The following is a 20329-nucleotide window of genomic DNA, read 5'->3' as shown; positions in this document are numbered from 1 at the left end:
TATACAGTGTCGGGAAGCTAATACAAAAGGAGATGCTCTCATCACTCTTTTTGTATTTTATAGTTCCCATACGTTGTATTACGTGAATAAATTGGTACAACCAGTTATCAAAAGCTCTTACACCATACAGATCGTTTGCTTCACATGCTGAAAAAGCAGTACTGTGTACTGAATAATTTATCCCTCACCAATTGCCGCAGGAGTTGATCTCAGCGAACAAATATTTTACTACAAGCATGCAAATGAGGAAGTGTGAGTTTTTTATCTGAATCTCTAAATTTTTTTCTTCGCTTTTACCAATAATTGATAGGTTCGCGCTCGTTCAGCCAATTGATCGAGTTCGATCCCAAATCTTTTTCCTAGATGGGATACTTCCTGTAAAAATAATTCTGTATTTTTTTCTACACCCATTTCTTTTGGAGCGATGGATTCGATCTGAAACAAATGATCTGGAAATAACGTTGGAACTGTTTTGGCTGTAAAAAACCGTAAGTGAGTTTGATCCAATATTCCAGCAGGGACATACGTAAAATCCCCTTTTAATAAAGGTATTAACGCTTCTGCATGACCAATGTTTGGAATACTACAAATCACCGTTCCACCTGGCCGTAAATAGTGGTGAAACTGTTTCAGCAATGCCCATGGATCACGTAAATGCTCTAATACATCCGCAAAGACGATCGCATCAAAATAGTTTTCTGGATACTCAAATGTTAGCTTTTCAAGATCGCCTACCCTGACATCCTCATAGTTTCCTCTTGCAATTTGTGCAACTTGTTCATTTAACTCGATTCCAAATATCTGGCAGTCTTGACGATTCATCAGTTCTACACCAGTTGCACCAGCAGCACAACCCACATCCAGTATTCGCTTGGCATCAGTAGGTACCATATCGATTATTTCGGGTCTTGTAAACAAATAGTAGATGATGTCTCCATTCCACTTTTCAATAAACTTGGCTCTATTTAGCCAATACAAGTGTTGAATATTTAAATCTTGATTATTATTAAACGTCACATGCCCTTCATGATGAACGTATGAATCCAAAGCAATACGCAGTTGGTATCCAGCAATAGCGGCACGCAAACAGTAATCATCATCTTCGAAAGATCCTTTCACATACAATTCATCCAATACACCAATCTTCTCGATTACTTCTCGTTTGATTAACAGACAAAAACCCACTAATCGTAGAACTTGTTTGTCTTTGTTTTTCATTTGCTGGGTATAGGCATCTGCAAAAGCAGGTAATTGTTCCATTGTTTGATAAGATACAGATATCTGTTGCGCCCCACTTACATAATTGCTTACCGGTCCTACCAAGCCTACCTTCTCTTTTTCGATTACACGAATCATGCTGCTGAGCCAACCAGACGTCACTACTGTATCGTTGTTTAATAACAATACATAATCCCCTGTTGAAATCTCAATACCTTGGTTACATCCACCTGCGAATCCACGATTTTCATCATTAAAGATACAAACAATATCCTTTTGCTCTTTTAAGTAAGAAACCGTATCATCTGTGGAGTGATTATCTACGACAATCAGTTCATAATTTTCCGGTGTGTGCTCTCGAATACTATCGATACAGCGTTTTGTCATCTCTACTTGATTGTACGTTAAAATCACAATACTTGTTTTTTTGGACATGCCATCACCTCTACCTTCTTCTTCGGTTCACAATATGCAATACAAATAGATAAATGCAAAAAAAGAATAATTAAATCAAACATTTCACCAAAAGTGGAAGAAAGAACCTAGACACCATAGAAACTTTTATAACGATCTAGCAGGTACAAACTTAGCAGACTGAATTACGGATGAAATCAGCAATAATCTAAGCCTATTTTCCTCTGCGACTAAAGTCTTAGAGAAAGATAAACCTTTAGATCGTTTTGTCTTTCTTTCCACTTCAGTATGCTTAAAGCAATAACAACAAGGGAGGGGAAAACGTTGAAGAAATTTGCTGGGATCAGTTTACTTGTTATCGGTGCATTTGTTTTGCTTGGGCATTTTGGGCCTATCTTCCTTTTGGCTCTATTAGGAGGGCTCGCATTTATCGGTGCCAAAAAACTAAAGCATGCTACCACGAAAAAAGAAAAAAACATAGCCTACTTATATTTAGGGTTAGCTGCAGTAGTCTGTCTATTTAATGTACCTTTTCTCTTTGCAATTCTCGTTGGTGGTGCTTTGATCTATTTTGGTTACCAAATACTCCAACCACAAAGTACTAGCTTTGCTGGCACTTCGAAACCAAAACGTACGTTTGACAATAGTTTTGACGCAGATTGGCAGGCTTTTGTAGATAAAAAGAAAAACAACTAATCATACTGGGGGAAATAAAATGGGTCGTTTTCGCAGGTTTTTTAAAAGCACGTACAATCAAGTAATGAACGATATTGAAAATCCAGAATCTATCCTAAAGCAATACTTAAAAGATATGGAAAAAGAAATTGGTACTGTGAAAGAAGTAATAAGTCAACAGCTCATCTATCTGGAAAACTTTAAAAAACAACAAGAAGAAGCTCATTTATTGATACTTAAACGAGAAAAACAAGCTCAAATTGCATCCAAAGCTAGGGAAGAAGAACTAGCAGGTAAGGCTCTATCAGAAAAAGCTCACTATGAGATAAAAATGAAAGAATATACAAACTATGTAACAGAGACAGAATCAGGCATTCGAGACTTGAAAGAAAAACTATATCTATTAGAAAGAGAATATCTCGATCTTGAAGATAAGAAAAATAATTTATTAGCACAAGTCGCTCGTGCCAAAGCACAAAACAGCATCGAAAAAACATTACAATCGCTAAAATCCGAACAATTTTTGAGCGATTTCCAGCGAATATATGATGAAATTAATACACTTAGTGGTAAAAATAAGATTTCAAACAAAAGCGAGTTAGAAGAGTTAGATGAGATTGATCTTAGTATTAACAAGTTACAAACAAGTAAAGTAACAGATTAGAAAAGAAAAAACAGAGGACTGCTGATCCCCTGTTTTTTCTTTTCTATTTCTTCATCCAAGCAATGATCCACATTCGGTATATCAAGTAAATCCCGAATTGACACTCCACACAGCTAAGCTGTGGGATTATTGGGACGGTAGTTTCATGACTACTTCCTCTTACCAAGCTAACCCCGTCTGTCCCACGGTTAAAATAGGGTTCTTTGTTGCTTCGAGCAACATAGACAGACAGCTTGGGGTTTCGCAATACTGTCTAGCTGTTTCCATACGTATAGCATTTGATGTGCAAAATGATTGGTTTGCACAACCATATACTAACTTGTTTTTCCATGAGCAACTAGAGGCATTCCATCAGCGGAACAAACGTTTGTAAAGATGTATTTTGAAAAATATTGTCAGACTTTCAAGAGAGTAACAATTGCTAACACCAATACTAGTCTCATCTCAATAGTGTGCTGTTACTGCTGTATACATGCATAAAGTCTGATGGAACAAAACTTATTGATTATCTAAATTTACTTGTTCTGCTGGTATCCATTTTGTTTTCTTCTTCCATTTGCAGACCAGATACAACAAGAGAAACAGAGGTATACTGATATAGGATATGAGTACGCCATTCCAATCAATATTAGCGCCTGTGAATGCCTGTACATTTTGTCCAACGATAATTACAAGGCAAAGAAGTCCAGCGAAAAGCGGACCAAAAGGATACCATTTTGCACGATAAGGAAGCTCATTTAAATCTTTTCCTTGTGCTAACCATGCTTTTCGAAATCTATAATGGCTTATTGCAATCCCTAGCCAAGCAAGAAATCCCGAAAGCCCAGATGCATTTAGTAGCCACATGTATACTTTTCCATCACCAAAAAAGGATGATAAGAAGGCAAGTGCTCCTACTAAAATGGTAAGGGCTAATGCAAAAATAGGAACTCCTCGTTTATTGAGAATGCCTAATTTTTTGGGTGCTTGTTTTTCTCGGGATAAATTCCATAGCATACGAGTACAAGCATAAATTGCAGAATTCCCAGCTGAAAGTACTGCTGTTAAGACAATAAAATTCATAAAAGAAGCGGCGCCAGGAAAACCTGCTTTTGAAAACACAATGGTAAACGGACTTAAGGCAATTTGTGTTTCATCTCCTCCAAGCAAACTCGGGTCATCGGAAGGAATTAAAAGTCCAATAACTAAAAGAGAAAGGATATAGAAGAGAAGAATCCGCCAAAAAATCTGCTTTATTGCTTTTGGCAAAGATCTAGTAGGATCTTTGCTCTCTCCTGCTGTGACTCCTACTAATTCAGTACCCTGAAATGAAAATCCAGCAACAATCAGCAACTGAAAAAGAGTGAAATATCCGCCATGAAAAGCGCCTGATCCAGCATTTATATTGGAAAATCCAACTGCTTGATTACCAATCACACCGAAAATCATCAATATACCGACAATAATAAATAGAATAATAGCCACTACCTTAATAAGTGCAAACCAAAATTCTGATTCCCCAAAACCTCTAACAGATATCAAATTAAAAATAACGAAAATAAATAAAAATAACAAACTCCATACATATGATGGTACAGTGGGAAACCAAAATTTCATGAGAAGAGAACCTGCTGATAATTCCACCGCAATCGTTATTGCCCAGTTATACCAATAATTCCACCCAAGTGCAAATCCAAGTGCTGGATCAACGAAACGGGAAGCATACGCACTAAATGATCCCGTAACAGGCATGTAACTCGCCATTTCACCTAAACTTGTCATTAAGAAAAAAACCATCAAACCAATAACTGCATACGCTAAAATAGCACCGCCTGCACCTGCTTGGTGAATTGCATTTCCACTTGCTAAAAACAATCCAGTTCCAATCGAACCTCCTATTGCAAGCATAGAGATATGTCTAGATGATAACTGTCTCTGCAATAAGTCATTTTCTTTCAAACTAAATACCTCCATCATGCGGCTTAAAAAAAACCGCTAAAATTTAAGCGGTATAAAAAAATCCATTCCTATTTTACTATAGAATGAAGGTAATTTCATTTTTATCTATTCCCTGTAAAAAAATTACTATCCTATGGATAAAGCATATTCCGTTTCATTTGACCCAAATTTGGGTCATCTGTGATTGGTCTACCAGAAGCAGAAACTGCACGCTCCCTCCCCCACGTACGAATTGCTTGAATCTGCTCAGGGCTTGTCTGAGAGAGAGGAACAACATTTTGAAAGCTACGACGAAAGAGATCTACAGTTATCGAGTTATCTCCTTTTAAGAATGCTTCTTTTACAACATCTCGCACAGCGGACTCAATATCTGCTCCTGCAAATCCTTCTGATAATCGCACCAATTCATCTAATAATCGATCATCAAGGCTTCGTTTTAATCCACGATGGATATAGATATTGATAATATCTCTTCTTTCTTCTGGTGTAGGCAAATCTACAAAAAATAATTCATCAAAGCGACCACGTCTCAGTAGCTCAGGTGGAAGTTTAGATACATCATTGGCCGTTGCTACTACAAATACACGTGAACGAGCTTCCTGTAACCAGAATAAAAACTGCCCGACTAATCGATTTGTCACACCAGAACTATCTCCTTGCGAACCAGCTAAACCTTTTTCAATCTCATCGATCCATAGAACACAAGGTGATACGTGGTCAGCAGTACTTAAAGCCTCTTTCAGTCTTCCTTCAGATTGTCCGACATATTGACCATATATGGTAGATAAATCCAAACGATAGAGTGGTAAATTCCAACTTGATGCGATTGCTTTTGCCGATAATGATTTTCCACAACCAGGTACCCCTACCAGTAGAACACCTCGTGGTGGGCGAATTCCTCTTTCTCGCAAATCAGCTGTCAGCAGAGGTCTTTCATGGTCCAGCCACTTCCGTAAACCTTCTAATCCTCCTACCGTCAATTCTTGATCTTTGATATAAATACGTTCAAGCCCAGAAATATCAGAGAAAACGCTATCTTTTACCTGTGTCAGTTCTACCAAATCTTCTTTTTCTATTTTTCCTTTAGCCAATAACGTAGCAATAACATTTTCTGCTTCAATTTGGCTGATACCTGATAATATAGCCGCAGCTTCTTTTTCTTCTTGTTCCGTCCAATTGATCGGTATTTGACCGCGATAAGGACTAATCTGTTCTTGAATGATTGTCAACATCTCATCTTCATTTGGAACATCGAGTGTAATGGACATTCCAAGTCTTGCTAATGGATTCCATACTGGATTGGAAGTAACAACAACTACCGATCCTCCTGTTTCAGCAGCAAGCATTGCTACATCATAAAAATAACGCGCAGTTGGTGTGTCATCTTCTAAATCGGAGACTTCTGTCAGTACATAAGTAAGATTTTGTCTCTGAGTAAATTGGCTGCTCATAAAATCGACAGCTCCCATGATCGAACGATCTTCACTCACCGTACGATGATGCACCAGATCTCGCATTCCTTGGGAAAGAGTGTGTACATAAGTAGGTATATTTATCTTTTGAGCTAAGTTACGAACTACTTCCAAAACACGTGATCTTTCTGAACTGCGAATCGAAATAAATGGGATACGTGCTTTCAAGTATCTTTCTAAGATGTCAGTAAATGAAATGAGATCGCTCATTAAAATATAATTCTCCTTTTCGTTTTTCCCATGGGAATAGACGTATCGTTCGATACTGGTTCCTCCCGTACTAGTAGTGGAGTGTGTTGAACGACACGAACTAATCTTCCACTAGGGTCTTTTTTGACCTCACTTAAGATTTGATCTTGTATATTTGTGGCATTTTTCTCTATTTCTGCTGAGAAAGTTTTGATGATCTCTTCTGGGAAAACTGGAGCAGAAACAAATCGGAGCATATACTTTATTTGTCGACGAAGTGCCAAGATAGCTTGTACAACTGCATATTCTTCACCGCGAGCTCTCCCCAGCTCCTTTCCAAATTGCTCAACAGCTTTTTGCAATCTCTCTGATACTGCATCCATCATTCTCTCTGCAAAACGTTGAGCAATCCCATCAGACCAAGGAACTTTTCCTTTGGATACGGCTTCCAGCAATTCTTCATCATGCATTCCCGTCCCAAGAACTTCAAAACAATTCAACCATTCTGCATAGCTTGATGGCGGTTTTATTTCCCCATTCATTTTTGACCTCCTCGTTTAATCAACTTAAATGGTGGAAGTAAATCCCATTTTGGAAATTTAGAATATGGGTCTTCTTTAGGTTGTTTTATTTGACTATTTGCTGGAAATGTTGTTTCTATCTGTTTTTTTTCATTGGTAGGAGCATCTTTAAAAACACTCATCTGTTCTTCTTTAAATGGATTATCACCCATTTTTAATTCCTCCTTAACGAACAATAACACGAGCTTTGTCATAATTACGTTGTAACATTTCTTTTACATAAAGTGGTCGCAATAAAGTAGGCAACTGCTCTGCTTTTTCATCTGCCTTATCAAAGTTATGCCGATAATCAACGATATCAGCCATTGTTGCCTCTACTTCTGATTGAATATAAGGGTCAATTTCTTTTAATTGATCATAGAAAGGCTTTTCACGAAGCCATTTGTAAAATATTGCTCCTGCTAGTACTCCAATCCCACCCATGAGTGGAGAATAGAAAAAGACTCCTGCTGACAGTGCTGCGATTAAAATAGCTTTTATTTTATTGTGATTCAAATATTCTTTTGAAAATCGAACTTTCCACATCTCTTTAATTCGCTCTTTATTTGATTTTTTCAAAGCTTCTTGCATGGATTTCTTACATTCTTCCATATTAGAACCATCTCTTGTCTCAAATACCCAATCTTTCATCAGATCAATTTCTCTAATTTTGTTCGGTGTTGTTATATGAATTTCCATTGGAACTTGTTTTCGAATGGAAGTAGCCAAATCACTATGTGTTTCTATTACTACATTTTTTAATACTGCCAATGCAAACCGTTGAGTGAGAGGAGATACTTGTAGAGTTTCAGGATACATTGCCATATTACGTAATAACTCTAGGTAATTTTGTGTGGAAGAAAATAATTCCTTTTCTCCTTCCATCCTTTTATCAGTTTTCTCCATATCGCCCTCTTCTTCAATTAAAATCTGCATTTTCCGTTCTTCTTGGCGCAAACTCAGCTCATTGTCCTCGTACTGGAAAACTAATTTTTCCAATAGATTATCAATCGCAACTTCTACCTGTGGAGAAGGCTCGATATCTTGTTTTAATACACTCCCCAAATAATTTCCGATTTCTTCATGATACTGCACGATCTGAGCAGAATAACTGATTTTATCCCAAGTTAAACTGTTTTTCACTAAATAAGGATACTTTTCATCCATTAATGGATATTCTATCCGTTGAAACAGAGCGTCTCTCCATTCTTCTCTTTCTGCTGTCTTTAGCTCTACATTGGAAGTCAGCTCATTTTTCCATATTGTACTTTGATCAGTGAAAGCTGTGGTGATTGATAGAGGAAAAACCCCATTGGTAATTCCGTCTATAACCATAACCATATCTCGATCCACTTCCATTGGATTTATTTCTTGAAAATAGTGTTGAAACCACTGACGGCATGCAACTTGTCTATTATACCGCCTGCTGACAAGAGCAAAAAACAGGGATGTCTTCTTTGAATTTCGACGCATTGCTTCTTCCAAAGCTCTCTCAGCCAAATCTTGCTGATCATTTAACCACCCTGTTAACGCTACCAGAGCTGGAGCTAACCAATATTTAGGGGTTGTGATCATCATCTCTTCTGTCACGCTTTTTACAATACTAGATCTCACCAGAGAAAGATCAATCGCTTGTAAAATACCAGTTGCCGTTCGTCGTACTTGATCATAGTGACCATATTTTTGTTCTAATTCTTGTCTTACTCGCACTAACTTTATCTCTGCTAACTGTAATTCATCTCGTTCCATATCTCATTCACTCCTTGACAACAGAAACATCCCCGTTGACTGATACTGCTCGTATACAGTCCGCATACACTTCTATACACGCATATTGTGAATGAAGTGCGAGTCCTCTTGCCTTATCAAATACTTCTGGTAAAGCATCCGTTTTTTTCAGATGTCGGATAATCTTTTGATTGCGATCCAATAAATGCACATCATAACCATCTTCTAAATAGCACTTTGCGACAATGCCAATCAATTGTTCAGTGATGGGAATATCTGCAAACTCTTGTTCTATTTTTTCCATAACAGAATCTATATTGAAATGGATTTTACTTTTTGTATCCAATTCTGAGAATAACTTTAGATAGGAGTTCGTTCTTTCTCTTCGCAAACGCTCTTGCAATTCCAATGCGGAGGTAATAGGACGAGTAACCAAGTTGTTCGCTTGCTCCCGTTCCTTCAAACCCGGAATAATTGGTCGTCGCAATATTATCTGCTCCTTTCAAAAAGAACTTTCCTTCATTATATTGCAAAAAGAGTATACAAAAAAGAAAAAGGTTTTTTGTTTTGACACATCCCTTTTCTTTCCTTGTTTTTGAAAAGATCATCTGTTATTTTACTTCCATTAAAAATGAAAAGACTCTCTGCATAACATACACAAAGAGCCTATCAGAATAATCCTAAATCCCCTTATAATTCATTGGAATGAAAATCTTCTCGAATCGCAGCCAGTAATGCTGGTTCTGTAATGATGCGAGCCCCTGTTAATGCTAATGCCTTACTTGAAAGGATTAATGCCTTATCTCCTTGAGGTGATTTGGCTGCTTCACGAAATGCATCTGTATGAGGAACTAAATCTGACGGGCCAATTTTGATATAACCATGAACAGTTGGCACAACATGGCTAACATTCCCTGCATCTGTTGAACCTAGACCTCTGATATCATTTATTATTGTTTCCCCTAATTTTTCTAACTCTTCTACTAAAACTGCATCAAATGTAGGATTTAAGATTAGTTCATCTATTTCATTTTGCAATGGCTTAATTTCCACACGAGTACCAGTTGCTAACGCTGCACCCTCTGCGATTGCTTTGACTTTATTGGTCACATCGTTTAGAGTTGTCCTCTTTGCTGCACGAAGATAGAACCGCGCTTCTGCAAATTCTGGTACAATATTTGGCGCATCACCTCCATGTGTAATCACACCATGAATTCGAACATCGTCTGTGAGATGTTGCCTCAATGCATTAATTCCATTGTAGAGTTGGATAACACCATCTAAAGCATTAATCCCTTTCTCTGGAGCTGCAGCAGCATGAGCGGCCTTCCCATAAAAAGAGAAGATTAGCGGATCAAGAGCTAAGGATGGAGTAGTTTTGGATGTATCACTATTGGGGTGAATCATTGCACAAGCATCTACTCCAGTAAAAAGATTTGCCTTCACAAAACTAGCTTTGGCACTTCCATTTGGTCCTCCCTCTTCTGCTGGCGTACCAAATACAACTACTTCTCCACCAATCTCATCAATTACTTCTCCAAGCGCTATCCCTGCCGATACACTCGCAGTACCAATAATATTATGACCGCAGGCATGACCAAGTCCTGGTAAAGCGTCATATTCAGCTAAATATCCAATGACGGGTCCTGCTTTTGCACTTTTCTTCCTAGCGATAAAACCGGTTGGATGACCAGCAATATTCGTTTCCACCGCAAATCCATTTTTCTTCAATAAGTTGATATGAAGCTCGCTAGCATAATACTCTTCATTTCCGATCTCTGGATGTTCATGAATATCATGACTGACCTGAATCCATTGTTCACCTCTTTCATCGATAAATTGAGTGATTTGTTCACGAATAGACAATACCTTTGTTTGTACCATGCTATCCTCTCCTTTTCTATAGGTTTTCTATTTCAGATACGGGAACTATCGTCGGAATAACGCCGCCATTATAGACCTTCTTAATATATTCAGCCACTTCAGGTGATTGATAGATTTTCACTAGCTTTTTTAAGTTAGCATTGTCTTTGTTCTTTGTTTGTGTTGCGATAATATTGATATAAGGCTTTGCAGTTTTGTCTTCACTGAAAATGGGATCTTTGACAGGACTGAGCCCGGCACTAACTGCAATTCCATTATTAATAACTGCTGCAGCTGCATCATCCATAGATCGAGGAGTTTGTGGAGCAGCAACCGTTACGATTTTTAAATTTTTCGGATTTGATTTGATCACTTCTGTTAAACCTTTGCCATTAAAGCCTTCTTTCAACTTCAATAAACCTGCCTTTTCTAAGAGCAGTAACGCCCGTCCACCGTTACTTGCTTCATTTGGAATGGTTATGGTTGCACCATTAGGAATTTGAGTGATATCTTTATATTTCTTTGAATAAACACCCATTGGCGCAAGCACAGTAGAACCTATTGCGGTTAAATCCAGATTTCTTTGTTTCTTAAATTCATTAAAATAAGAGACCGTTTGAAACGCATTTGCATCAAGGCTGCCATCCGACAAGGCTAAGTTTGGTTGTACATAATCATTAAAGGTAACAATTTGAATATCCAAACCTTCTTTTTTGGCTTGTTGCTTAATAAACTCCCAGACTTTTGTATCCGAGCTACTGATTCCTACTTTAATCGTTTGATCACTTTGGTTGGAGCAACCTGCTAAAACTCCGATAATAAGCAAAATAGATAAAAAAATAGATGATAACTTTCTCATAACTTACTTCCTCCTGACCACTTGGGCTAAATAATTTCCTAATGACTGTACTAGTTGCACGAAAATAATTAACAAAACAACAGTGATAACAATTACACGAACTTCAAATTGATTGTAGCCGTATGTAATCGCAAGATCGCCTAGTCCACCTCCTCCAACAGCTCCTGCCATCGCGCTTGCACCAATTAGACCAATCGTAGCAATAGTAGCCGCGAGGAAAAGCGAACTTAAGGCTTCTGGTAACAAAAATCTCCAAATGATTTGCCAAGGAGTAGCCCCCATCGCTTGAGCAGCTTCCACCACCCCGGGTTCTACTTCTAACAAAGAGTTTTCTACTAAGCGGCCAACATAGGGCGCTGCATAAAAGATTAAAGGCACAATCGCTGCTGCTGTTCCAATGGATGAACCCGTTACAAGTCTAGTAAACGGAATAATGGCAACCAACAGAATAATAAATGGAACAGAGCGAAAAATATTTATTATTGTACTGAGAATCGCATAGACTATCCGGTTCTCTAAAATATGTCCTGGTCTGGTTACAACCAAAACCACTCCTAAAGGGAAACCAATTAACACAGAAAAAGCGAGCGAAACAATTACCATAATCAAAGTTGCCAAAATCCCATCTATTAATTGCGGCCAAAAAACTGCCCAATCAAAAGCCAAGTGACTTCACCTCTTCTACTGATACTTGTTTTTCTTGTAAATAATGAATAACTTCCGCTATTTCTTTCGTACTTCCGTGAATACTTATTAACAGATCTCCAAACGGCTTCCCTTGAAGTTCCGTTATATTCCCTTGTAAAATATTGATATTCACTTGGAACTTCTTGATCGTCTCCGCAATAAGTGGCTGATTTGCATTTTCTCCAGTAAATACAACCCGTAAAACATGATCTTGTTCTTTTAAAGAGTTTTGGATGCTTTTGGGAAGCTCTTGTTGAAAAATCGTACGAACGAAACGTTGAGCTGTCTGAGACTTTGGATTAGTAAAGACATCATAGACCGTTCCCTGTTCCACAATACTCCCTTGATCAAGCACCGCTACTTGATGGCAAAGATTTCGTACCACATCCATTTCATGGGTAATTAACAAAATAGTGATACCATAGTCCGTATTAATCCTTTGCAAAAGATCAAGTACTGACTTTGTCGTATCTGGATCAAGTGCAGAAGTAGCCTCATCACACAGTAAAATATGTGGATCAGTGGCTAATGCTCTTGCAATTCCTACCCGTTGCTTTTGCCCGCCTGATAACTGTCCAGGATAATGTTCTGCACGATCAGCTAAACCAACAAAGGTAAGTAACTCCATTACCTTTTCTTCAACATCCTTCTTCTTCTTTCCACTCAAATAGAGAGGTAATGCTACATTATGAAATACAGTCTTAGATTCGAGGAGATTAAATTGCTGAAAAATCATCCCGATTTTTCGACGAGCATCTCTTAATCCTTCAGGTGAGAGCGAAGCTAATGAAACACCATCTACAATTACTTCACCTGTGGTGGGTTTTTCGAGCAAATTCACAGAGCGGATTAAAGAACTTTTTCCTGCCCCACTCACGCCTACCACACCAAAGATCTCGCCTTTTTCTATATGAAGGGATACTTCTTTTAAGGCTTCAACTGGAGGCAATCCAGGATAAATCTTACTGACATTTCTCAACTCAATCAATTTCATTTCCTCCTAATACAATAACTTGAAAAATTGCCAATAACATAAGGGTGAAAAATCCAAAATCTAGTCTACTTGTGAAAATAAGTAAATTTTAAAGAAAACAAAAAATGTCTCTTCCTTTTATAGAAAGAGACATTTTAATGGTTATTATCGCTCATTTAAATAACTCTCCCTATCTTCCAAGCAAATTGCTTGTAGGAATTAGCACAGTATCAAGTGATCTGTTGCTGAGATATCAAAGGGCCAGTCCCTCCATCTCTCTAGATAAGAAGCTCGTATTCGATTGGATTCATTCTATATGTAAATACTTAGTATGTCAATATGATTTAATGAAAATAAATTAATAGATAAATTTTAGATAAATAGTAATTATATTCCATTTTTTATCTCAATATTCTTGAAAATAACATCTCCCTATTATCGCTTGAGTATTAGGACTTCCCATTTTCATGCTAACACAAAAAATATAATTGTATGAGTATTATAATAAAGTTATAATATAATAGAATTGTGTAATACAAATCGCTTTCCTTTCGTTTTCTACCGGTGAACATTGAGAGAGACATCATGCCTTATAACAAACTACTTGGCATCGAACTCCCAGAAGAAATTAACGGATCATTTTTCCTTCCCGGGATAAATGACATCCTCATTTACTTTATCCCGGGATGGAGCGAACTGCCCAAATCACTGCAACCAGCAGCATATTATTTGCAAAGTCTAGGATATTCGGTAGTTGTACCCAGCTACCCTAGCTTCCACATTACCACCAGATGGACTGATTGGTGGTATGCGTGTTGGACACAATTGCAGGGGATTACCCAATATGGGATCAAAAAAACCTATCTAGCAGGTTTCTCCCTAGGAGGACTCTTTGCACTTCAAGCTGCAACACTAAAAGATAGACTGGAACAGGAATGTGGACTGCAGGTAATGGGAGTGACTTCTATTAGTCCCCCTCTTCGGTTGAAATGGAAGCCACTCCTTCCATCAGAAGCAATCAGAATGTCGACCTTTGATCGCCAAATTGCTCAGCAAATCAATCGTATTTATCCAACAATCCCCTTCCCCCAATCCGAAATGTGTTTTGAAAAATATCGAGGTTCAAAGAAGCACCGCCCAGTAATTTCTATTATTGAGCTAATTCGAGCCATTCATTTCACTAATCAGATGCTAAAGAGAAACACACTTCAAACACCCGTTTCTATACTGCTTGCAGAGGATGACGAGATAGTCGACAACACAAAAACAAGTCGTATTGCTCAGAAAAGACTTAGCAAAGCAGTAGACATTAAAAAAGTACCAGGAAGGCATAACTGTCTTCTTGATCAATCTTGTAAGATTGCATGTGAATTCATCCACAAGTTCATCTCTAAAACACAAGAAAATTAAAGAATAACGGCTTACTAGCCTAGCATCAAAAGTATGAAACAATCACATATCAAAACAATAACTTGAGCCGCCTTCAGGTGACTCAAGTTACAATCTAAATCAGGATCTATACTGCTTTTTCTATTTTTCTAAGCTCTCATATATTTCAATCAAATTTCCTCCTGGATCTCTAAAATGAGATACTTTTATTCCCCAATCTTCTCGAACGGTTTGCTCTGCGATAAATGTAACTCCTTTTTTCTGTAACTCCTTGTATTTCCTTTCCACTTCATCTACTTCAAAAATGAGTGCAAATGAATCCATGCTTTTACTTTCAAAAGGTAGGTTGCTCTCTCCTATCGCTTGAGCCATAAACTCTCGATTAAACAATGATACTTTCGAGGAACCTGTGTCTGCGTAAGTAGAGGTTTCATTAGCTAACAAGAGGTTTAAACCAAGAATATCATGATAAAAAAGAAAGCATTCTTTATATTTGGTTACACATAAACGGATATTATCCAGTTTCATGTTTGCCACTCTTTATTATTTGAAATTAAATCCATTCATTCTTTTTCGAGACAAGCGACTGCATACAGTTTCTTGAGATAAATGGCGATTTACAGCAAATACCGAATCTGACATTGATGCTTCTTCCCTTCTTTGTCCACTTGTGCTCCTGTTATCATACATGTAAATAGGAAAAGCCATCAAAAGTTTTGTTCGTAGAAAAGAAAACATCCTTCATCATTATAAAAGCATCTCCATCATGAAATATGATTAGGAGATGCTTGTTTCTATCATGTCTCAGGCGGAAAGAAGGTTTCTTCCCACCTTTTTTATCAGGAGATCTCACTTCTGTACCATTACAGCTAGTTGATGTCCATTCTTCGCCTGAATGGAGATCCGATAACCTTCAAAATCAATGCCCCTTGCATATCTGCCATTAGAGAGTAGCTCAACTACAGAAATCATCTCGTTTGATCTCATTCCACTGCTCTTATGGGTCACCATGACTCGATCACCTACTACCTCCAAATCAAATACGCTGATACTCAAAGTGCTCCTATCTTTTGAAGACATAGATCCATGGAAGTCATTCCGTGCCATTAGAATCTCCTGATCATCGTGTGGCATGTCGGATTAACATGCATCTACATTATACAGCAAATATTAAGCATCATGTTTGTCTACCTTATTTATGTCCATACACTTTGCTCTCGAAAAATTCGATTTCCTTCACGGAGTCTCTCTTCCATCTCCTGTTCGGAGTTCGCAACCACTACTAAGGAAGCCATATGATCAACACTTGATTTCGGTCCATCAAATCTCTCTCCTGGTTTCGCTAAAAGTCGATACTCTGTCACCCATTCAGGCCATGACTCTGCACTAAACCCTCGAAATACACCTTTTCTAGGTGGAAGCAAAGCGGAACCAGTTAAAATATGCGGTTTTACCTGTTTCCGACCACCTGTAGGCAGCTCCAGAGGTATCCCTAATTGAGCATAAATCCAGCATTTATTTAAGTTAATCCCAAATGATTGTTCAATCTGTATATTTACTCGTCCTCCACCTGTTCTGCTCGCTATTTCACAAAGTACGATTTTATCATCAGGTGTATGAAAAAATTCAGCGTGAAAAGGTGTATGTTCTGGAGGAGCCATAATACGTAGATGTTTAGCTGCTCTTTCCGACATTCGTTTTGCTAATTCAGTGGTTTGATCAACAATAAAACTACCCGTAAATTTACCTTCTTCGTGAAAAGATAAACATGATTCGACGTATTTGCTCACAGAAGTGAAGATTAATTCTCCATGATAAATAAATCCATCCACATGATACAAATCGCCTTCTACAAATTTTTCTACTTCCCAATTATGAGGAACTCCTTGTTCCAATAAAGCTGCTAATTCTTCTTGTGTTTCTAAAACAGTAGTCCCAACAGACCCCGCACTATCAATTGGTTTAAGAACAACAGGCAACTTGTGTTCTTCCACAAATTCTAGCAGATCAAAACTGTTGACGATTTCCTGATAATCTGGACAAGGCAATCCATGTCCTATCGCTAGTTCTTTCATTTTTATTTTACTTCTGAAGTTCCATGCGCTTTCCCACGTTTGTCCTTCAATACCAAATCGATCACGTAAATATGCAGCGCGGAGAACATCTCTCTCTGATAAACCAATTACAGCACGGTATTTATATCTATCGAAAAGTTCAACTGCTCTTGCTTCTACATTTGCATTGTAGTTGTAGTTAGAAAATGATTCAAAATATGCAAAATTCGCTGGATTAAAATCATCTGCATAGTCATCTGCGGTTAACAAGATAAGATCTTCATTTAAGTCTTTTAACCATTCTTCATATGGAGCTAGATCACGAGCAACACGATTTAAAATTAAAATACTCATTCCATCACTCTTTTCTGAATATTTAAACTTATTAATGCCCTTGTCATACGATCACATTACCAAAACGGTTTACTTCCAATATGAAGATTGTTCAAACCAGTCAGCTATATGAGCAAGTCTCGCTTCTATTTCCTCCTCGTTTTGCCCTTGAACGACAAAGGATGCTATGTGGTCAATACTTAATTTGGGATGATCATAACGCTCTCCTGGTTTTGCTAGCATACGATATTCCGTTACCCAAGAAGGGGGGCTTTCTAATGGTCCTGAGATAAACTCTCCCTTACGCGGAGGAATCAGAACATCTCCAGTAAGGATACTCTGTTCTTGCTGCATGACATCTTTCACCACTTCTAACAGACCTACTCCACATTGTGCTTGTACCCAAGTTTTCGTTAGATGAATACCATAAGCTTGCTCTAAATAGGTATCCAAACGACCTCCACCTGTTCGACTAGCAATTTCACATAAAAAAATTTCATCCTCTGGTGTATGAAATAATTCTGTATGAAAAGCTGTGTGCGAAGGAGTATCAAGCGCTTTTAGTAGTTGAGTAGTAAAATCAGCAAGTCTTTGAAACATGGGATTTTGACGACTAATCAAATAACTAGCGTTATATCCACCTGATTGATATGCAAGACAACCACTTGCATATTTAGAAACAGAGATAAATGCAACCTCTCCTTCGGTAACGAGACCATCCACATGATACATATCTCCAGAGATAAAAGTTTCTACCTCTGTAGAATGTTGTATGCCTTTTTCCAAAAATTCTTCTAGATCCAATCGGTTACTTATAACCTGAATATTCTGTGATCCAGCTCCGTCAATTGGTTTAATAACCACCGGATAGCCATACTCTTCTACAAAAGATAGAAGATCAAGACTAGACTCCAAGCTGGTAAAACGCGGAACAGCAAGCCCTGAACCTTGAGCGATTTCTTTCATCCTTGTTTTGTCACGAAATTGAGAAGCACTTTCAGGAAGCTGTCCTTGTAATTGAAACCTTTCCCTTAAATAACTTGCTCGAAGTACATCTCTTTCGGAGATGGCAATAATGGTATGAAATCGATAGCGTGCAAATAGTTCAATTGCACGAAGTTCTACTTTTCCATTTGTATCAAACCTTGAAAAGGATTCGATATAAGCATATTTTTTTGCCGGGAAACTATCTATTACTTCTTCCGCACTGAGAAGAAGTAACTCTTCATCGAGACCACTGAGCCATTCTTCATACTGGCATCGGTCATGGGCAAAACGATTAATTATTAAAATGCTCATAAAAAACCCCCACTTCATGGAGCAGATATTTTTATAAGAAGAAATACACTCCTTTCTGTAATAGTAATGTAAAATTTCAAATGTCTTTGTCGGTCTGATTAAAATTATACCATTTCATCAAATCGTCAATCAACTACAAATAGAAAAAGTTTTCTTAAAAAATAAATAGAATCGATCATCTGCCTTGCTTTCAGAAGGCTTTCGATCAATTCTATGTGTCATTTATATCATAATGGAAGAGTAAGTGCTTTCATAAATCTTTACGCTTTCTTTTTCTCTCATCATAATAATATAATTAATATAAAGCTGCCACATTGCTTGCCAGTAAGAATCATTATCTGGCTTGTACACGATGTTAAGCCCAATCTTTTTTGCATCTTGGTAATTAATGACTTGACCATGGTTAGGATATTTTTCAATATTGATCAATTCTTCGGCAATTCGTTTTGCTTCGTTTACCTGCCCTTTGAACATGGATCGAGATAGCCACTTGACGGCCAAACGTTTGGAATGTTCAATCGATTTCATGCAGTAGTCAATCAATGCTGCGTCAACACCCTTTAGGAAAGGGTAGTATGCAGGGTTTAAAGCTTGTCCACCCGCATGTTCTTTCTTAATCATTTCCAAACCATTTAAAAATGCTTGAGCAGGACGAAAAGCTAGTCCAAAGGCAGTTGGAATCGTAACTTGTGGATCGATTGGTCCAAGTTCAGACGTATTACTCATCACAATTTCATCTGCTGCCAAACTAACGAGCGTAGCTGCGCTTTTTGCTGCCTGCGGGACAACAACTCGTAAATGTTTGGTCTTGGCAAGTAACGTGTGTACAATAATCTCCGCTGCATTGGGATCGCCACCAGGACTTTGAATCATCAGATCAACATTGCTATCTTTATCCAAAGCTGTAACCATCTCGCTAAATGGTGCGATATCTTCACGTGTGATAGCACTTTCTGGATGGTTAAAATTTGCTATATATACAATTAATCGACGACCTGTTGCTTTTTCAATCTCTTGAATAAAAGATTGCCGTGTATACCGATCCCGATGAACTGCGTGATACAGCGGTTGATTAGGCGGTAGTTGGGACATGCTTGGAGATGAAAAATCCACGCCAACCCCCCTTCCTTAGATAGACCGATAAGGTCTTCCAAATAATTTTTTACGTTCTGGTTTTTCCTCAATAGCTTCCATATTTTTCTCAAATTCTTGGAATGATTTGACAAACATTTCAAAGTTTTTATCTGTATTCGTCTCTGTGACAAATTGTTGTTTTGCTCTTAGAAGTGACTGGAACAACCAAAAAACCCCCTTTGGTAAATTCATCAAACTTAGTATATGCAACCTAACGGATATGATGAACGGCAATTTTATGATATCAAAAACACTAAGCAATCTTTATTTTATCATGTTTTGGACAAGCATGCATATATGAGGGAACATATTCCCTGTCCTTATTGTTGTCTTTCTAATTTTAAATAAATATAATGTCTATAGCGACAAAAGTCGTCTGGATTACTTAGGAGTAACGATGAAGATTAAAGCAGGATCTGAACTTACCTTCTACAACGCTACCATTACTATCGACGGCAAGACGAGTGATCGTCACAAGGAATTGGTAGTAAAGCTCGAAGGCGAAGGGGAAACTCCCAACCTTACTTACAATTTCATCAATGTTATGTGGAAGGATCTTGGTCGCATCCTGCTCTTCATTAGTCACGGTGAGGTGAACGGCCAGGAGGTTTCCAACAAGCGTGTTGTGATCTCCACACGCAAGAGGCCGAAGTTGATCATTCCGCGCTGATCCTGATTTAATCTCCCGTCTGGGTGGACTACAAAAAAGAAAAATAGTCCGCCCAAGCACCACATTAGTAAACGGCTTAATAACGAGAGAGTATTCTGACAACTATATTCCCTATTCATTTTACTTTGAAATAATAAATGGATATATAATACTCGCAAATGAACATAAGAGTCTATACATGTAAAAAGGAACCTACAGATCGTAGGTTCC

The 20329-nt window shown here is 37.9% G+C and carries 22 protein-coding genes and 1 riboswitch; of the genes, 5 read left to right on the top strand and 17 right to left on the bottom strand.

The window, feature by feature from the left end; genetic code table 11:
- Positions 1–273: 273 nt before the first annotated feature.
- Positions 274–1653, bottom strand: a complete 1380-nt coding sequence (locus tag GSM42_RS14350) for a glycosyltransferase (RefSeq protein ID WP_160802232.1) — start codon at positions 1651–1653, stop codon at positions 274–276.
- A gap of 303 nt (positions 1654–1956) precedes the next feature.
- On the opposite strand from GSM42_RS14350, the gene GSM42_RS14345 reads away from it, so the two are divergent.
- The 3 genes from GSM42_RS14345 to GSM42_RS14335 all read left to right on the top strand — a co-directional run bounded on the left by GSM42_RS14345 (position 1957) and on the right by GSM42_RS14335 (position 3344).
- Positions 1957–2328 (top strand): hypothetical protein, encoded by a 372-nt coding sequence (locus GSM42_RS14345; RefSeq protein ID WP_160802231.1) that lies wholly within the window; start codon positions 1957–1959, stop codon positions 2326–2328.
- A 19-nt stretch (positions 2329–2347) separates the two neighbouring features.
- The gene (locus GSM42_RS14340; RefSeq protein ID WP_160802230.1) at positions 2348–2971 is read left to right on the top strand and encodes a PspA/IM30 family protein; all 624 of its coding nucleotides are present in this window, start codon (positions 2348–2350) and stop codon (positions 2969–2971) included.
- A gap of 145 nt (positions 2972–3116) precedes the next feature.
- The gene (locus tag GSM42_RS14335) at positions 3117–3344 is read left to right on the top strand and encodes a hypothetical protein (protein ID WP_160802229.1); all 228 of its coding nucleotides are present in this window, start codon (positions 3117–3119) and stop codon (positions 3342–3344) included.
- 125 nt (positions 3345–3469) lie between these two features.
- On the opposite strand, the gene GSM42_RS14330 is transcribed toward GSM42_RS14335, so the two are convergent.
- The 10 genes from GSM42_RS14330 to GSM42_RS14285 all read right to left on the bottom strand — a co-directional run bounded on the left by GSM42_RS14330 (position 3470) and on the right by GSM42_RS14285 (position 13255).
- Complete coding sequence (locus tag GSM42_RS14330) at positions 3470–4924, bottom strand: amino acid permease (RefSeq protein ID WP_202404943.1); 1455 nt, start codon at positions 4922–4924, stop codon at positions 3470–3472.
- A 116-nt stretch (positions 4925–5040) separates the two neighbouring features.
- On the bottom strand, positions 5041–6591 hold the full coding sequence (locus GSM42_RS14325) for an AAA family ATPase (protein WP_160802227.1): 1551 nt from the start codon (positions 6589–6591) through the stop codon (positions 5041–5043).
- Positions 6591–7112 carry a hypothetical protein gene (locus GSM42_RS14320; protein WP_160802226.1) on the bottom strand — a complete coding sequence of 174 codons (522 nt, stop codon included), beginning with the start codon at positions 7110–7112 and terminating at the stop codon, positions 6591–6593. The genes GSM42_RS14325 and GSM42_RS14320 overlap by 1 nt, the downstream gene beginning before the upstream one ends.
- Complete coding sequence (locus GSM42_RS14315; RefSeq protein WP_160802225.1) at positions 7109–7303, bottom strand: hypothetical protein; 195 nt, start codon at positions 7301–7303, stop codon at positions 7109–7111. The genes GSM42_RS14320 and GSM42_RS14315 overlap by 4 nt, the downstream gene beginning before the upstream one ends.
- Before the next feature lie 13 nt (positions 7304–7316).
- The gene (locus tag GSM42_RS14310) at positions 7317–8879 is read right to left on the bottom strand and encodes a hypothetical protein (RefSeq protein ID WP_160802224.1); all 1563 of its coding nucleotides are present in this window, start codon (positions 8877–8879) and stop codon (positions 7317–7319) included.
- Positions 8880–8886: 7 nt separating this feature from the next.
- A complete protein-coding gene (locus GSM42_RS14305) occupies positions 8887–9345 on the bottom strand; it encodes a hypothetical protein (RefSeq protein WP_160802223.1) in 459 nt (152 codons plus the stop codon).
- Positions 9346–9548: 203 nt separating this feature from the next.
- Entirely contained in the window at positions 9549–10742 is a 1194-nt protein-coding gene (locus GSM42_RS14300) for a M20 family metallopeptidase (protein WP_160802222.1), read from the bottom strand.
- Positions 10743–10758: 16 nt separating this feature from the next.
- On the bottom strand, positions 10759–11580 hold the full coding sequence (locus GSM42_RS14295) for a MetQ/NlpA family ABC transporter substrate-binding protein (RefSeq protein ID WP_160802221.1): 822 nt from the start codon (positions 11578–11580) through the stop codon (positions 10759–10761).
- Between the two features lie 3 nt (positions 11581–11583).
- The gene (locus GSM42_RS14290; RefSeq protein ID WP_160802220.1) at positions 11584–12246 is read right to left on the bottom strand and encodes a methionine ABC transporter permease; all 663 of its coding nucleotides are present in this window, start codon (positions 12244–12246) and stop codon (positions 11584–11586) included.
- The gene (locus tag GSM42_RS14285; protein WP_160802219.1) at positions 12236–13255 is read right to left on the bottom strand and encodes a methionine ABC transporter ATP-binding protein; all 1020 of its coding nucleotides are present in this window, start codon (positions 13253–13255) and stop codon (positions 12236–12238) included. Before GSM42_RS14285 ends, GSM42_RS14290 begins: the two co-directional genes overlap by 11 nt.
- Positions 13256–13427: 172 nt before the next feature.
- Positions 13428–13529, bottom strand: a riboswitch (SAM riboswitch).
- 296 nt (positions 13530–13825) lie between these two features.
- On the opposite strand from GSM42_RS14285, the gene GSM42_RS14280 reads away from it, so the two are divergent.
- On the top strand, positions 13826–14650 hold the full coding sequence (locus tag GSM42_RS14280; RefSeq protein ID WP_160802218.1) for an alpha/beta hydrolase: 825 nt from the start codon (positions 13826–13828) through the stop codon (positions 14648–14650).
- Positions 14651–14770: 120 nt separating this feature from the next.
- Here the strand turns inward: GSM42_RS14280 and GSM42_RS14275 are convergent, their stop codons facing one another.
- The 6 genes from GSM42_RS14275 to GSM42_RS14250 all read right to left on the bottom strand — a co-directional run bounded on the left by GSM42_RS14275 (position 14771) and on the right by GSM42_RS14250 (position 19614).
- Positions 14771–15157 carry a VOC family protein gene (locus GSM42_RS14275; protein ID WP_160802217.1) on the bottom strand — a complete coding sequence of 129 codons (387 nt, stop codon included), beginning with the start codon at positions 15155–15157 and terminating at the stop codon, positions 14771–14773.
- Between the two features lie 321 nt (positions 15158–15478).
- Complete coding sequence (locus tag GSM42_RS14270; protein ID WP_160802216.1) at positions 15479–15736, bottom strand: hypothetical protein; 258 nt, start codon at positions 15734–15736, stop codon at positions 15479–15481.
- 89 nt (positions 15737–15825) lie between these two features.
- Positions 15826–17037, bottom strand: a complete 1212-nt coding sequence (locus GSM42_RS14265; RefSeq protein WP_160802215.1) for an ATP-grasp domain-containing protein — start codon at positions 17035–17037, stop codon at positions 15826–15828.
- A gap of 69 nt (positions 17038–17106) precedes the next feature.
- Positions 17107–18315: an ATP-grasp domain-containing protein gene (locus tag GSM42_RS14260; protein ID WP_160802214.1), complete on the bottom strand. Its 1209-nt coding sequence runs from the start codon at positions 18313–18315 to the stop codon at positions 17107–17109.
- A gap of 222 nt (positions 18316–18537) precedes the next feature.
- A complete protein-coding gene (locus tag GSM42_RS14255) occupies positions 18538–19428 on the bottom strand; it encodes an SDH family Clp fold serine proteinase (protein WP_160802213.1) in 891 nt (296 codons plus the stop codon).
- 15 nt (positions 19429–19443) lie between these two features.
- Positions 19444–19614 (bottom strand): hypothetical protein, encoded by a 171-nt coding sequence (locus GSM42_RS14250; RefSeq protein WP_160802212.1) that lies wholly within the window; start codon positions 19612–19614, stop codon positions 19444–19446.
- A gap of 232 nt (positions 19615–19846) precedes the next feature.
- Between GSM42_RS14250 and GSM42_RS14245 the strand changes: the two genes are divergently transcribed.
- On the top strand, positions 19847–20119 hold the full coding sequence (locus tag GSM42_RS14245; protein ID WP_160802211.1) for a hypothetical protein: 273 nt from the start codon (positions 19847–19849) through the stop codon (positions 20117–20119).
- Positions 20120–20329 lie beyond the last annotated feature (210 nt).

The sequence above is a fragment of the Shimazuella alba genome, assembly GCF_009831235.1.
Lineage (GTDB): Bacteria > Bacillota > Bacilli > Thermoactinomycetales > Thermoactinomycetaceae > Shimazuella > Shimazuella alba.
The sequence above is the reverse complement of the archived record's forward strand: the minus strand, read 5'-3'. Positions and strand labels throughout refer to the sequence as shown.

Coding starts and splice junctions, on each gene's coding strand:
- GSM42_RS14300 (WP_160802222.1), bottom strand. CDS start 10,742: ATGGTACAAACAAAGGTATTGTCTATTCGTGAACAAATCACTCAATTT.
- GSM42_RS14275 (WP_160802217.1), bottom strand. CDS start 15,157: ATGAAACTGGATAATATCCGTTTATGTGTAACCAAATATAAAGAATGC.
- GSM42_RS14315 (WP_160802225.1), bottom strand. CDS start 7,303: ATGGGTGATAATCCATTTAAAGAAGAACAGATGAGTGTTTTTAAAGAT.
- GSM42_RS14260 (WP_160802214.1), bottom strand. CDS start 18,315: ATGAGCATTTTAATAATTAATCGTTTTGCCCATGACCGATGCCAGTAT.
- GSM42_RS14310 (WP_160802224.1), bottom strand. CDS start 8,879: ATGGAACGAGATGAATTACAGTTAGCAGAGATAAAGTTAGTGCGAGTA.
- GSM42_RS14340 (WP_160802230.1), top strand. CDS start 2,348: ATGGGTCGTTTTCGCAGGTTTTTTAAAAGCACGTACAATCAAGTAATG.
- GSM42_RS14265 (WP_160802215.1), bottom strand. CDS start 17,037: ATGAGTATTTTAATTTTAAATCGTGTTGCTCGTGATCTAGCTCCATAT.
- GSM42_RS14270 (WP_160802216.1), bottom strand. CDS start 15,736: ATGGCACGGAATGACTTCCATGGATCTATGTCTTCAAAAGATAGGAGC.
- GSM42_RS14245 (WP_160802211.1), top strand. CDS start 19,847: ATGAAGATTAAAGCAGGATCTGAACTTACCTTCTACAACGCTACCATT.
- GSM42_RS14295 (WP_160802221.1), bottom strand. CDS start 11,580: ATGAGAAAGTTATCATCTATTTTTTTATCTATTTTGCTTATTATCGGA.
- GSM42_RS14350 (WP_160802232.1), bottom strand. CDS start 1,653: ATGTCCAAAAAAACAAGTATTGTGATTTTAACGTACAATCAAGTAGAG.
- GSM42_RS14325 (WP_160802227.1), bottom strand. CDS start 6,591: ATGAGCGATCTCATTTCATTTACTGACATCTTAGAAAGATACTTGAAA.
- GSM42_RS14330 (WP_202404943.1), bottom strand. CDS start 4,924: ATGGAGGTATTTAGTTTGAAAGAAAATGACTTATTGCAGAGACAGTTA.
- GSM42_RS14335 (WP_160802229.1), top strand. CDS start 3,117: ATGACTACTTCCTCTTACCAAGCTAACCCCGTCTGTCCCACGGTTAAA.
- GSM42_RS14280 (WP_160802218.1), top strand. CDS start 13,826: ATGCCTTATAACAAACTACTTGGCATCGAACTCCCAGAAGAAATTAAC.
- GSM42_RS14320 (WP_160802226.1), bottom strand. CDS start 7,112: ATGAATGGGGAAATAAAACCGCCATCAAGCTATGCAGAATGGTTGAAT.